The following is a 12,648-nucleotide window of genomic DNA, read 5'->3' as shown; positions in this document are numbered from 1 at the left end:
GATAAACCGCCCTTCGGGGCGGTTTTCTTTTGCTCTACCAGCCACCTCCGGGTGGCTTTTTCATGCCCACTCACAGGAACCGCGCCGGATCCTCGCCGTCTTCGATCCTGAAGAAGTAGACCGGCTCCCCTGCGGCCTGGGCGGCGGCGTCCATCATCTGGTCGTATAGCGCCATCCGCTCCTCATGGAAGGGCTCGAACGACTCCTCCGGGTCGCCCTCTTCAATCTCGGCCCGCCTGATGATCTCGTCCATGGCCAACATGGCGTTGTCGAAGGTGAACCGGCTTTCCGCCAGTACGGCGCTCAGGGCCTTCTCAACAGCCTCATGCTGCGCGGGCGAAGCGTCGCCGCCAATGTGTTTCCGTACGACGAGTTTCATGATGCTGGTCCTGCGTTGAAGATTTTGACTGGGGGAACGCGAAGCAGCGCGGCCACCTCCTGCTGGGTGCCAGCCAGCCAGGTGTCCACGTCCGCCAGCTCGATAGGAATCACGCTGCGCTTGTCCTGCTGCTCCAGCGGCAGCGGCTCCTTGGTCTTGGGGTCCAGTTCGTTCTTGTGCATGCGCCCCATCAGCGGGTGGCCGTCGGCGTTGATGGTCAGCATCGTGTAGCTCTCGTGCACCTCGCCTGTCGTCTTGTCGGTCCAGGTGTTCCACAGCCCGGCCAGGCCCCAGGGGCGACCATCGGCGCGGCGGAAGCGCCACCACTCGCATTTCTTGAACTGGGCGTCGTAGGGGCCCCAGTACGGCTCATCGAACGAATCGGCCGGGATGATGCAGCGCTGCCCGCGCGCCCAGGGCAGTTTGAAGCTGGCCTTGGCCGCCAGCTCCTCGCTGCGGGCGTTGTTCGTCTGGTACGCCAGCTTTGCCTCCTTGGCGAACCAGGGGATCAGCCCCCACTGCCCGGTCACCAGTTCTCGGCTGTACCCGGCATCGTCCCGCGCGCGGCGAATGAATGCGCCAGTCCCTCTCGGGAACAGCACTTCATCCCACCACCGAATGGGGTTGCGGCTGCCCACCGACCACTCTCGCTCAATGGCAGCTTCTTCTGGCGACACGTACCGATTGCACATGGGCTCAACTCTACACCCAATCGCTCAAACACTGTATATTTATCCAGTATTTATGTCGCCGCTCCACATCTCCCACCCCGTCAGGGCCACCATCCTGCAGCTCTACTGCAAAGGTGGTCGGCGGCCGTTCGCCAGCAAGATGCATGAGTTCTCTGGTGACCTGACCGTGGTGCGCATCGAAGGCCGGTTCGGCACCGTGCCCGCCCTGCACCTGTCCTGCTCCTCGCCGAAGCGCCTGTTCGAGCCGCGCATCGTGGACATGGTGGCCGGGGAGCTGGAGGTCCATGGCATGGAGAAGACGCCAGAGGGCAACTGGGTGGCCCAGGCCTGGAGGTTGCGGATCGGCGACTGACCCCATGACGGGGTGCCGTCTGACAAGTGCCCTCCCTCCATCGCCCTACGATGGAATTGCCGCCACCCCCTCTGGCGGCGCCCTCCCCTCCTCGTTGCAAATGCGAGGTTCAAGCCCACCCACTGCGGTGGGCTTATTTTTTGTCTGTGCGGTCCTACGTATTCGGATAGGTAGTTTTAGTAAAGCATATTTGAAAGAATGCTTTGCTTCTTTTATGAAAGAATGCTTTAATCCACCCATCGCAGCAAAACGCAGCGACAGGGTGAGCGGATCGGCGGTCACCACGGAAGGCTCCTTAAAACCGTGAGTGGATGAATAGCCGTAACCCGCCGTGAGGCGCGTGGCCTGCCCCATCGACCTGTCGGCAGAAGCAAAAGACAGAGAGCGCATGAACCAATACCTGCGACTCAGAGGCCCTGCTGGGCTAGGTCAAAAAAGCATTCGCCACGGGTCGGACACCCGGAACAACCAGGCAGCCCAGCGCTGCGAAGGAGAACAAATGACCCCCAACTTAGCCGGAAGACCCGGCCTGAATCACCGTCAGAACTTCCCGCAGTGGACCCGGATTGAGTAACCGGGGGAGGCCTTCAACAGAGGGCCGAAACCTGAGCCGCGTGACAGGCGGTTGAGGTTTTCAACAGGAGAGACAGCATGGACGAACAACTCGAAATCCCCGGCGCGCGGCCGATGAAATGCATGGTTCCGCAGAAACGTGCGCACAAACTGCTGCTGGACACCGGCGCCACAGTGGCGCTCGAACGCGTGCAGACAGAGCTGGAAGATATGCGCAAACAGCACCCAGGCGTTGCTGGCCTCACGCTCGCCATCGCCGTGGTTGCGCGCCACGCCGCCGAGCGGCAAATGGAGTCCTCGCGGCAAGTGCTGATGCATGCGGCCCAGGTCGGGATGCCCATTGAGCGGCACGCCATTGCCTTGTCTTTCGACGATGACGGCCTGTATCTGCAGGCGACTGCCGGGAAGTTTGAGGGCGAGTAGGAGTCTCACATGTCCTATTCAGAAGCCCGAGATGCCCAATTGCCTCTGCGCATGTCCAAGTCATTGAAGGGGATGCTGGTGGATGCCGCAAGGAAGAACAACCGAAGCGTCAACGCTGAAGTTGTTCTCCGGCTGGCCAAGTCTTTCGGCGACGAGGTGGCGGCAGTAGAAACGGCATATGGGCCATCTGCACTCCACGAAATGGCCGCCGATATCCAGGCGCTGCGCGAAATGGCCGAGGCGTTCATGAAAGCACGGGCGCCAAGGATATGACCTGTATCGACTGCGGCGGCGCCGTGACGGTGTTCTCGCCGGGAAAGCCGCACGAACGCAGCCACTGCCACCAATGCGGGGCCCAGGTGTTCAAGGGCTTGCGCATCAACCGCAAGGACTGGGACCGCTGGATCAACGGCGAGGCCGAGGAGCTTGTCGGGCGACAGGTGGTTGAGCAGCTGGTTTTGATATGACCACCGTCCCGGACCAGCGCCGGGGCCATCACATCACGGGCGCCCCGCGCGAAAGCGCAACCAAAGCCGGGCAACCGGTGCGCCCACCCTCTCCCTCCCCTCCTGCCTTGCGCAGGGGTTCGCCCACCTCGCGTGGGCTTTTTTACACCTGCATCGCTATCGCATTGATAGCTACACGCGCTCACTCATCAAGCGCCGCGCCCTGATTTCACTCATTCCCTGGAGAGCACCATGGCTGCAAAGACAACGCACGGCATGACCAAAACCCGTGTTTATGAGATCTGGGTGTCGATGCGTAAGCGCTGTCACAGCCCGGGCGGCAAGACGTTTCAGAACTACGGCACACGCGGGATTTTTGTCTGCGAGCGGTGGCGAAACTCTTTTGAAGCTTTTTATGCAGACATGGGCGATCCGCCAGATGGCATGTCTCTTGAGCGCATAGACAACAACGGTCCATATGCGCCGGATAACTGCCGCTGGGCCACTACCAAAGAGCAGCAGCGAAACAAGCGAAACACCATCCGCCTGACGCTTGATGGCATCACAAAGCCGCTCGCGGCATGGGCGGAAGCCATTGGCATAAGCCCCATCACCCTGTCCACGCGATGGAAGCGTGGGTGGACAGATCAGCAAATCCTGAAAACACCAGTTCAAAAAAGAGGTGGCCCGTATGAACGCGCACGTTAATCCCGTGATGGTCGAAGCCCTGCGCGGGCACTGGCCGCACATCGCCCCCGGCACGCCGCCCGAAGAAGCGCAGCGCGTGGCGGCAGACCTGGAGCACCAGCAGCACCGCGAGGCCAGCCGCTGCCACCGCGCGCTGGCCGATCAGGTCCAGCACAACGCGCACATGGGGGTGTGGTCGTGAACAAAACCGAACTCGCCCTGGTGGAGTGGTATCGCGCCAAAGCAGCGGTTGCAGCGATGGACAAGCAGATCGGGGAAGCCCTCAGCGACAGCCTTATGGCCGCCCCTGACGGTGACAAGTGGGAGGGAAGGAACAAGTGGCTCAAGCTCGCCTACGAGCAGAAGTACGCGGGGCCGTACGAGGGCTGGTACTACGTGAACCACGAAGACGACATAGAGGGCTTTCTCGCGGAGAACTGCCCTCACGCCCTACGCGCGCACCAGCTCATTCAGGAGCGCAAGCCCATGCGCAAAGCGCTGGGCGCGGCCAAGCGCCGCGTTTCGCTGATCGCCAACCGATTGGCAAAGGAGGCAGCGTGACCGACCCCATCCAAGACCACACAGCCCGCGTCCTTGCCTTCGCTGCATCCCAAGCAGCCCAGGCCGAGACCAAGCGCCACAACGAGGCGGCCGCCCAGCGCCAGCGCGAGGCTGCGGCCATCGGCGCGGGGCTGGACCCAGACGCACTCGAGCAAGGAGAACCGCTATGAGCAGGAGCGGATACACCGACGACTACGGCGAAGACGATCCCCTGGCCATGGGCCGCTGGCGCGCCGCTGTGAACAGCGCCATCAACGGCAAACGCGGCCAAGCAGCGCTGCGCGAGGTGCTGGCCGCGCTGGATGCCATGCCGGAGAAGGCTCTGATTGGCGAGTCCCTGGTTACGGCAGATGGCGACTACTGCACGCTGGGTGTGCTTGGCGCCAAGCGCGGCCTGGACATGACCACCGTTGACCCGGAGGACTGGGATGCAGTGGCTGCCCTCTTTGGCATTGCTCCCGCGATGGTCCGTGAAATCGTCTGGGAGAACGACGAGGGCACCAGTACTTACGAGTACGTGGACGTGGTGATCTGCGGGCCCATGCCCCCGGACCACTTCCGACCGCCCTACTACAAAGAGCGCCACAACCGCACCGTGCGCGTCGAGATCGACCAAGCCATCGTTGCCCGGCGCCGATGGGAACGCATGCGCAACTGGGTTGCTTCACATATCAAGCAGCCCGCAGGAGAACCCACATGAAAGTAGTGATCGTCTGGATCTTGGGCCCGCTGATCGCCTTCGGCATGGCCGCAGTGGCGGGCACCACCTACGAGGACCGCGCAGAGCCCGAAGAGCTACAGCGGCAGGCCCAGAACTCCCGGGACTTCGCCGCCCGCAAGGTTTGCCAAGGGCAGGCCTTCGAGTGGCAGGGGGATGTGCTGGTTTGCTACCGGGAGCGGCCGTGAGTACGCACAGGGTCAAGTTCCCGTTTGTCCGCCATGAGTACAGCGGGCCCATTGACGGTGAGTTCGTTGACGCAGTGCAGACCTGGAAGCCGGGCACCCGCTGCGAGTACGGGGACTACGAATTCTCAGACGAGCAATGGGTGGCAGATGGCGAGGGCTTCATGGTGCTGGAGGTGCTTGGCGTCTTCAAGCCTGGGAAATACCCAGAGCGCACCTTCTACCTGCGCAGCTTCATCGACCCTGATGGCCGCCAGTTCGGCAAGCCGAAGGTGCGCGTTATGGCCTCTACCGCATTCAAAAGGATGCTCAAGGGCTATCGCCATCCGTACATCTTTGCCGGAGAAGAACCATGAACCCCTTCGAACTCCGCACCACAGAGATCGCCCTATGCGTGCTGATCGGCTTGAGCCTCGGGCTCTGCATAGGGATCAATCTGTGAAGGCCGCCATCGCCATCGCCGCCTGGATCGGCACCACATCCGCAGCCCTGGCCCTGTATCTGGCCTGGGTGCATCAACCTTTTCTTTGAGCACGACATGAGCAACGCACTTACCACCCTCACACGCACCCTGGCCACCAAGCTCGACATGGGCGACGGCGCCGACCTGATAGGAACCCTCAAGGCCACAGCCTTCAAGGGACAGGTCAGCGACGCGCAAATGACGGCCCTGCTGGTGGTTGCCAACCAGTACGCGCTGAACCCGTGGACGAAGGAAATCTACGCATTCCCCGACAAGAACAACGGCATCGTGCCCGTTGTCGGCGTGGACGGCTGGAGCCGGATCATCAACTCGCACCCGCAGTTCGACGGCATCGAGTTTGAGCAAAGCCCAGAAAGCTGCACCTGCATCATCTACCGCAAGGACCGCAACCGGCCTATCAAGGTGACGGAGTACCGCGAAGAGTGCGCCCGTGGCACTGGCCCGTGGCAGTCTCACCCAAAGCGCATGCTGCGCCACAAGGCCATGATCCAGTGTGCCCGCCTGGCCTTCGGGTACGGCGGGATCTATGACCAGGACGAGGCCGAGCGCATCGTAGAGGCTACGCCAGCCCCGAAGGCAATGGGCATGGTCGAGGTTGTGGACCCAACTGCGCCGCCGACCTGGCCCGATGACTCGTTCAAGGCCCGGTTGCCCAAGTGGCAGGCCGCAGTCAACAGCGGCTCCGATGTCGAAGAGATCGTGAAGTTTGCCCGCAGCAAGGGCGCACTCACAGACGAGCAGGAAGCAGCCATCCGCGCGCTCAAGCCGCAGGACCAACAGCAGGGGCCGACGTTCGACCAGGTTGCACACCAGATGCGCAGCGCGGTGGACGCCGACGCGCTCAACGTGGCCGCCGACCTGATCGGCTCCATCACCGACCCGGCCCAGCAGGCAGAGCTGAACGCCATCTACGAAACCCGCATGGACGAAATGTCCGCCTGAGGAACAACATGACCATGATCGTTCACGACGTGCAGCAAGGCACGAACCAATGGCACTCGCTGCGCGCCGACCACTTCACGGCCAGCGAAGCCCCCGCGATGATGGGCGTTTCGCCTTACCTGTCCCGCGACGAACTGCTCAAGCAGAAGGCGCTGCGGCTGGTGGATGCCGAGATCGATAGCCACAAAGCGGCACTGTTCCAGGCTGGGCACGACGCCGAGGCGGGCTACCGACCCATCGCCGAGGCACAGATCGACGACGACCTCTACAACGTCACCGGCACCCGTGATGTGGATGGCCTGCCGCTGCTGGCAAGCTTCGATGGCCTGACCATGGACCGCACCATCGGTTTCGAGCACAAGCTGTGGTCCGGCAAGGTGGCGGCCCAGCTTGCGGATACCGGAGAGCCCGCGCCGCACCACTACTGGCAGCTGGAGCAGCAACTCCTGGTGTCAGGCGCCCGGCGCATCATGTTCGCCACCAGCGACGGCACCGACGCGCGCAGTGCCTGGGTCTGGTACGAGTCCAAGCCCGAGCGCCGGGCCGCGCTCATCGCAGGCTGGAAGCAGTTCGCTGCCGATCTGGCCGCCTGGGCGCCTGCCGAGGCGAAGCCCGCACCCGTGGTTGGCAAGACCCCCGACAACCTGCCCGCCCTGCTGATCCAAGTGACCGGCGCCGTGACGGCCAGCAATCTGCCCGAGTACAAGGCCCACGCGCTGGAGGTGTTCAAGGGCATCAACCGGACGCTGTCCACCGATCAGGACTTCGCAACCGCAGAAAGCACGGTGAAGTGGTGCGCCGATGTGGAAAGCCGCCTGGCCGCCGCGAAGGAGCATGCCCTGAGCCAGACGGCCACCATCGACGAGCTGTTCCGCACCATCGACGACATCAGCGCCGAAGCACGCCGCACGCGCCTGGAGCTGGACAAGCTGGTGAAGGCCCGCAAGGAAGAGATCCGCGGCGAGATCGTGGCCGGTGGCATCGCCGCCCTGCGCGAGCACATCGCCCTGCTCAATGCGGCCATGCCGGTGAACTACATGCCCCAGGTGCCCGCCGACTTCGCCGGGGCCATCAAGGGCAAGCGCACCGTGGACAGCCTGCGCAGCGCGGTGAACGACGAACTGGCCCGGGCCAAGATCGCCGCCAGCGAGATCGCCAACCGCATCCACGCCAACGTCAAAACGCTGCAGGCCAGCGGGCTGGTGGTGCACGATGCCGCCGCCCTGGTGCTCAAGGCGCCTGACGACCTGGCCGCGATCATCGCCAACCGCGTGACGGCCGAGCAGCAGCGCCAGGAAGCCGATCGCGAGCGCATCCGCAAGGAAGAAGCAGACCGCGCCGACAGTGAGGCCCGCGAGAAGCTGGCCGCCGAAGAGCGCGCTGCACAGGCGGCCATCACCCAGGCGGCGAAGGCCGAAACGCTGCACCCTGCTGTGGCTGCCGACCTGGGCACCCTGGTGCGCGAGCAGCACGCCGAGGCCGTGGCTGGGCTGGATGCGCAGCAGGTGATCGGGACCGCGCAGCGCGCGGCAGCGGCTGGGCCTGTGGTGGTTCCGCTGCCCGCCGCAGCGCCAGCAGACCGCGCAGGCACGCCAACGCTCAAGCTGGGATCGATCAATGAACGCCTGGGCGGCGTGCTCACCATCAGCGCGGATGGGCTGCGCGCCTTGGGCTTCGAGGTTGTGGCCCGCGAGCGCGGCGCATGCCTGTACCACGAGGCCGACTTTCCGCTGATCCTGGCCGCTCTGGTGCGCCACATCGAGGGCGTACAGGCCAGGGCAGCTGCCTGACCCACCCAGCAACCCAACCCCCAAGCCCGCCCAGTGCGGGCTTTTTCATGGAGTCCACACCATGGCCGCTCACCCCCCCCGCAAAAACCACGCCTGAACCCAAAGACCCTGCGCGTGATGCGCAAGCGCCGCGAATGGCGATGCCGCGCGCTTGAGGCCTCCGTGGCCTTCGCCACCTGGCCCGCCGGGAAACCAGGCCGGGAAGAAATCGAGGCCGAAACCATCAAGAGCCTGAACAAGGTTCGCCAGTGGTTCCGCGCGCCAGAGGCGCAGATCGTCGTGCAGGCCATCCAGCGCCGGGCCGTGGCGGCATTTCGCAATCAATTTAATAGCGACAAACCATGACACAACAAGCACCGCAGCCTGAAACAACCCCAAAACCAGAAGACAGGCGCTGCATCTGGTGCGGACGCATGCACCCCGTCAACCCGGACGGCACGCCCGTGGGCGGCGCCCTGCCCTGCGGCCACTGACCATGCCAAATCCTCCCATCACGCGCGACGCCATCACCGCAGCGCTGAAAGAGTGCGGGCCCATGACCGTTCCGGAGCTTGTCGAGTACCTGGGCTGGTCGCGCAACCGTGTGAACACGGCCATGACCACCGCGAGGAATAACCACCCCGGCAAGTTCTTTCGCATCGTCCGCTACCAGACACGGCACGGCAGCAAAGGTCGGGAGACGCCGGTCTATGTCGCCGGTCCTGGTCCTGACGCGCCGCGCCCAGAGTTTGGCGCCCAGCACAAGCGGGATCGTGATCGCAGCTACTACCAGAGCAATCGCGCGCTTTGGGCGGCCAGGCGCAAGGCTCGCACCGGTCAGACCACCGCCAGCCCGTGGGCAGGGTTGGTGCCCATGCAAAGAAGGCAGACGACACCATGAATCGCAGAACCTGGACCCCTGAAGAAAACGACTACCTGCGCAAGCACTACGCCGACAGTACGCCGGAGGAACTGGAAACACACCTCGGGCGCTCGCGTTCGTCCATCTACCAGCACGCCATAAGCGTAGGGCTCAAGAAGTCACCGCAGTATTTCAAGACGCATGTGGCGGGCCGGTTTTTCAAGGACGGCAGGCACAACGGGCAGCGCTTCGCGCCCGGAATGACGCCGTGGAACAAGGGCCGCAAAGGGTGGGTTGCGCCGGGCTCCCAGGCCACCCAGTTCAAGCCAGGCGGAAAGCCTATGCAGACCATGCCGGTGGGCTCCTACCGCATCACAAAGGACGGAGCCCTGCAACGCAAGATCGGTGAAGAGCCGGGATGCAACAGCAAGCGCTGGCGTAGCGTCTCAGAACTTGTCTGGGTTGAGGTGAACGGCCCAGTACCGCCAGGGCATATCGTGGTGTTCAAGCGCGGCATGAAAACCGCCGCGCTGGAAGAAATCACCATCGACAAGGTGGAGTGCATCAGCCGAGCAGAGAACGCCCGCAGGAACCACGCCAACAAAGACCCGGAGCTTCGCAAGCTCTACCAACTCAAGGGCGCCATCACGCGCCAGGTCAACCGAATCGTCAGAGAGCAAGCCACATGAGCACACCACACATCAATGAACTGCGCGAACACCTGATGGGCACACTTACCAGCCTGCGGGACCGTGATAACCCCATGGAACCAGATCGCGCCCGCGCCGTGGCCCAGGTGGCTGGCGTGCTGGTGGACACGGCCCGGGTCGAGGTGGAGTTCCTGAAAGCTACAGGCGCCGACAAGTCGAAGTTCCTTGGGGACCAGCAGGATGCTCCAGCACTGCCAGCGCCTACGGGCGCGCCCACCGCACACAACCCGTTCCCGAACGTGCGGCGGCACACGCTGCAGGACTGATCACCCCACCACACAGAGCCCGCAACACGCGGGCTCTTTCGTTTCTGGCCCGCCCAAGCCCCAACCGGAACAACCATGCTCACACCCCAATTCATCCTGGCCCTGTCCGCCAAACTGGTGATCGACCTCTTTGCCGGTGGCGGCGGCGCCAGCACCGGCATCGAGCAGGCCATCGGCCGACACGTCGATGTAGCGATCAACCACGATGCCGACGCCATCGGCATGCACGAGATCAACCACCCGCAGACCCGGCACTACCGGGAGGACATCCGCCGGGTAGATCCTCTGGCCGTCACGCGTGGCGAGGCCGTGGGCCTGCTGCATGCATCCCCCGACTGCACCCACCACAGCCAAGCGCTGGGCGGCCAGCCGCGCAGCCAGGAGATCCGCTCACTGGCCTGGATGGTGCACCGCTGGGCGGGCAAGACCCGGCCCGATGTCATCACGCTGGAGAACGTGGAGCAGATGCTGCAGTGGTCCCCGCTGGTGGCGAAGCGCGACCCGGCCACTGGCCGCGTCATCACGCTGGACAAGATCCTGGGCGCCAACGGCAAGCCCACCTACCGCGTGGCCGACCCGGGCGAGGTGGTGCCCCGGGGCAATCAGTTCCTGGTGCCCGACCCCACGCGCAAGGGCCACAACTGGGACCACTTCGTGGAAGGTCTGCGGGCCATGGGCTACAAGGTCGAGTGGCGGGTGATCTGCAACGCCAAGGTGGGCTGCCGCAGCACCCGCACGCGGCTCTACATGATCGCCCGCTGCGATGGCCTGCCCATCGTGTGGCCCGAACTGACCCACGCCAAGAACCCCACGGGCAAGCTCAAGCCGTACAAGCAGGCCGCCGAATGCATCGACTGGAGCATCCCAGGCACCAGCATCTTCGGCCGCAAGAAGGAGCTGGCCGAGGCCACCATGCGGCGCATCGCCTATGGCATGAAGCGTTTCGTTCTGGAGAGCGACAACCCGTTCATCGTTCAGGGTGCGGCCCGTACTCTGGTGCAGACCGGCTACGGTGAGGCAGTGGGCCAGGCCCCGCGCGCCATGGACATCCAATCCGCCATCGGCACCATGGTGGCGGGCGGCATCAAGCACGCGGTTGCGTCTGCCTACCTCGTGCAGGCAGGCCACGGCGAAGGCTCCGGCGACAGCAAGCGCCGCAGCTACGGGGTGAACGATGTCACCGGCCCCGTGGGCACTGTCACTGCCAGCGGCGGCGGCCAGAGCCTGGCGACGGCCTTCATGGTGCAGGTCAACGGCGGACACAACACTGTGCACGCCCGCGACCTGCGCGACGGGGTATCGACCATCACCACCAGCGGCAGCCAGCAGCAGCTGGCCGTGGCCCACCTCACCACGCTGCGCAAGCACAGCATCGGCCGCGATGCGCGCGACCCGGTGCCCGTTGTCTCTGCCGGTGGCGAGCACCACGCCCTGCTGCAGTACGAGCTGGGCAAGGACGACGAGGCGGGCGCCCTGCGCTGCGCGGCCTTCCTGATGCGATACCACGCCAGCGGCGGCCAGTGGGCAGACCTGCGCGACCCCGTGACCACCATCACCACGCACGACCGCCTGGCGCTCGTCACGGTGTGGCTCAAGGGCGAGCCCTGGGTGATCGTGGACATCACGCTGCGCATGCTGACCCCGCGCGAGCTTTACAACGCCCAGGACTTCCCGCCGGACTACGTGATCGACCGCACCTCCAGCGGCAAGAAGCTCACGAAGACCGCCCAGGTGCGGATGGCGGGCAACAGCGTCAGCCCCCTGCCCATGCGGCTGATCGTGGCCGCGAACTACTCAGAGACTGCCAGCGGCGTGATGCGCAAGGCCGCATAGCGCTACGCAATTGATAGCTACCAGCGCTTTGCCATCAAGCGCAGAGCCCGTTTATTTAGGATTCCCCATGACCGATAAAACAGACAGCAAGGAGCGCGAGGCGCTGACCGCGTATCTCAAGGACTGCGACGAAAACGCCATCGTTCCAGACGTAGGTGGCGCCTGGCACGCAGCATTCCAAGCGGGCCGCGCCTCCATGCAATCCTCCGGATTCGATGCTGCCGACATGGCAACAGCAAGCGCCCAAGGCTTCAGGGATGGTGTCGCCTCCATCGCAGCAAGTGCTGGGAGTGAGCCAGTGGCGTTCCTTGTGTGCACTGAGGAGGGCGATCCAGACATGGTGTTTCTGAGCCAACACGATGCTCAGCAGTACCTTGAAGACCATGAGCGGCCAACTCCCCTCTACACCCACCCCTCTCCCCCAGAGGGAATGGTGGGAGGGCTGCAGGTCTATCGCTGCAAGATCAAGTCCCGCAAGCAGATCGACAGAGAGATTCCCAGAGAGCAGCAGGGCTGGTGGGCGGATGTTGCCGCAGGGCAGAGGCTGCTGCTCAGGCAGGCCGTGCAGTCAGACCTTGACAGATGCAACCTTGGCGGTAAGCGCAGCAGGAATCCCGCCGACTACATGTGCGAAACGCACACATATGGGTCGCTGGTTTCCAAGGTTGCCTTGGAGTACATGAACCCGGAAGAAAACGTTTTCGCCGCCCCACCCACCACTTCCGCTGGTAGCGGAAAGGGGGAGTGATATGGGATTGTCCGGGCA

The 12,648-nt window shown here is 64.0% G+C and carries 21 protein-coding genes; 19 read left to right on the top strand and 2 right to left on the bottom strand.

What is annotated here, in order from left to right:
* Positions 1–70: 70 nt before the first annotated feature.
* Positions 71–379: a hypothetical protein gene (locus CBY09_RS08105; RefSeq protein ID WP_094288306.1), complete on the bottom strand. Its 309-nt coding sequence runs from the start codon at positions 377–379 to the stop codon at positions 71–73.
* Positions 376–1,071: an SOS response-associated peptidase gene (locus CBY09_RS08100; protein WP_094288304.1), complete on the bottom strand. Its 696-nt coding sequence runs from the start codon at positions 1,069–1,071 to the stop codon at positions 376–378. Before CBY09_RS08100 ends, CBY09_RS08105 begins: the two co-directional genes overlap by 4 nt.
* 52 nt (positions 1,072–1,123) lie before the next feature.
* On the opposite strand from CBY09_RS08100, the gene CBY09_RS08095 reads away from it, so the two are divergent.
* The 19 genes from CBY09_RS08095 (at position 1,124) to CBY09_RS08015 (ending at position 12,630) form a co-directional block, all read left to right on the top strand.
* A complete protein-coding gene (locus tag CBY09_RS08095; protein WP_094288302.1) occupies positions 1,124–1,423 on the top strand; it encodes a hypothetical protein in 300 nt (99 codons plus the stop codon).
* Positions 1,424–2,074: 651 nt separating this feature from the next.
* Positions 2,075–2,419 (top strand): hypothetical protein, encoded by a 345-nt coding sequence (locus CBY09_RS08090; protein WP_094288300.1) that lies wholly within the window; start codon positions 2,075–2,077, stop codon positions 2,417–2,419.
* 9 nt (positions 2,420–2,428) lie between these two features.
* Complete coding sequence (locus CBY09_RS08085; RefSeq protein WP_108723913.1) at positions 2,429–2,692, top strand: Arc family DNA-binding protein; 264 nt, start codon at positions 2,429–2,431, stop codon at positions 2,690–2,692.
* The gene (locus CBY09_RS08080) at positions 2,689–2,886 is read left to right on the top strand and encodes a hypothetical protein (RefSeq protein WP_094288296.1); all 198 of its coding nucleotides are present in this window, start codon (positions 2,689–2,691) and stop codon (positions 2,884–2,886) included. The genes CBY09_RS08085 and CBY09_RS08080 overlap by 4 nt, the downstream gene beginning before the upstream one ends.
* A gap of 231 nt (positions 2,887–3,117) precedes the next feature.
* A complete protein-coding gene (locus tag CBY09_RS08075; RefSeq protein WP_165773882.1) occupies positions 3,118–3,573 on the top strand; it encodes a hypothetical protein in 456 nt (151 codons plus the stop codon).
* Positions 3,557–3,754, top strand: a complete 198-nt coding sequence (locus CBY09_RS23665) for a hypothetical protein (protein WP_133066255.1) — start codon at positions 3,557–3,559, stop codon at positions 3,752–3,754. Before CBY09_RS08075 ends, CBY09_RS23665 begins: the two co-directional genes overlap by 17 nt.
* On the top strand, positions 3,751–4,113 hold the full coding sequence (locus tag CBY09_RS08070; RefSeq protein WP_133066254.1) for a hypothetical protein: 363 nt from the start codon (positions 3,751–3,753) through the stop codon (positions 4,111–4,113). The genes CBY09_RS23665 and CBY09_RS08070 overlap by 4 nt, the downstream gene beginning before the upstream one ends.
* Positions 4,110–4,283, top strand: coding sequence for a hypothetical protein (locus CBY09_RS23840; protein ID WP_165773881.1), 174 nt, complete (start codon positions 4,110–4,112; stop codon positions 4,281–4,283). Before CBY09_RS08070 ends, CBY09_RS23840 begins: the two co-directional genes overlap by 4 nt.
* Positions 4,280–4,813 carry a MotA/TolQ/ExbB proton channel family protein gene (locus CBY09_RS08065; RefSeq protein ID WP_094288292.1) on the top strand — a complete coding sequence of 178 codons (534 nt, stop codon included), beginning with the start codon at positions 4,280–4,282 and terminating at the stop codon, positions 4,811–4,813. Before CBY09_RS23840 ends, CBY09_RS08065 begins: the two co-directional genes overlap by 4 nt.
* Complete coding sequence (locus tag CBY09_RS08060) at positions 4,810–5,019, top strand: hypothetical protein (protein ID WP_094288290.1); 210 nt, start codon at positions 4,810–4,812, stop codon at positions 5,017–5,019. The genes CBY09_RS08065 and CBY09_RS08060 overlap by 4 nt, the downstream gene beginning before the upstream one ends.
* On the top strand, positions 5,016–5,372 hold the full coding sequence (locus CBY09_RS08055) for a hypothetical protein (RefSeq protein ID WP_094288288.1): 357 nt from the start codon (positions 5,016–5,018) through the stop codon (positions 5,370–5,372). Before CBY09_RS08060 ends, CBY09_RS08055 begins: the two co-directional genes overlap by 4 nt.
* Before the next feature lie 182 nt (positions 5,373–5,554).
* Positions 5,555–6,442, top strand: a complete 888-nt coding sequence (gene bet, locus CBY09_RS08050) for a phage recombination protein Bet (RefSeq protein ID WP_094288286.1) — start codon at positions 5,555–5,557, stop codon at positions 6,440–6,442.
* Between the two features lie 8 nt (positions 6,443–6,450).
* Positions 6,451–8,232, top strand: coding sequence for a YqaJ viral recombinase family protein (locus tag CBY09_RS08045; RefSeq protein WP_094288284.1), 1,782 nt, complete (start codon positions 6,451–6,453; stop codon positions 8,230–8,232).
* A 117-nt stretch (positions 8,233–8,349) separates the two neighbouring features.
* The gene (locus tag CBY09_RS08040) at positions 8,350–8,577 is read left to right on the top strand and encodes a hypothetical protein (RefSeq protein ID WP_094288282.1); all 228 of its coding nucleotides are present in this window, start codon (positions 8,350–8,352) and stop codon (positions 8,575–8,577) included.
* Between the two features lie 130 nt (positions 8,578–8,707).
* On the top strand, positions 8,708–9,112 hold the full coding sequence (locus tag CBY09_RS08035; protein ID WP_094288280.1) for a hypothetical protein: 405 nt from the start codon (positions 8,708–8,710) through the stop codon (positions 9,110–9,112).
* Positions 9,109–9,762, top strand: coding sequence for an HNH endonuclease family protein (locus CBY09_RS08030; protein WP_094288278.1), 654 nt, complete (start codon positions 9,109–9,111; stop codon positions 9,760–9,762). Before CBY09_RS08035 ends, CBY09_RS08030 begins: the two co-directional genes overlap by 4 nt.
* Positions 9,759–10,049 (top strand): hypothetical protein, encoded by a 291-nt coding sequence (locus CBY09_RS08025; protein WP_094288276.1) that lies wholly within the window; start codon positions 9,759–9,761, stop codon positions 10,047–10,049. The genes CBY09_RS08030 and CBY09_RS08025 overlap by 4 nt, the downstream gene beginning before the upstream one ends.
* A 75-nt stretch (positions 10,050–10,124) precedes the next feature.
* Positions 10,125–11,882, top strand: a complete 1,758-nt coding sequence (locus CBY09_RS08020; RefSeq protein WP_094288274.1) for a DNA cytosine methyltransferase — start codon at positions 10,125–10,127, stop codon at positions 11,880–11,882.
* A gap of 67 nt (positions 11,883–11,949) precedes the next feature.
* A complete protein-coding gene (locus tag CBY09_RS08015; RefSeq protein ID WP_094288272.1) occupies positions 11,950–12,630 on the top strand; it encodes a hypothetical protein in 681 nt (226 codons plus the stop codon).
* Positions 12,631–12,648 lie beyond the last annotated feature (18 nt).

The sequence above is a fragment of the Acidovorax kalamii genome, assembly GCF_002245625.1.
In the GTDB taxonomy this organism is placed as follows: domain Bacteria; phylum Pseudomonadota; class Gammaproteobacteria; order Burkholderiales; family Burkholderiaceae_C; genus Acidovorax; species Acidovorax kalamii.
This window is presented reverse-complemented; position numbering and strand designations above follow the sequence as displayed.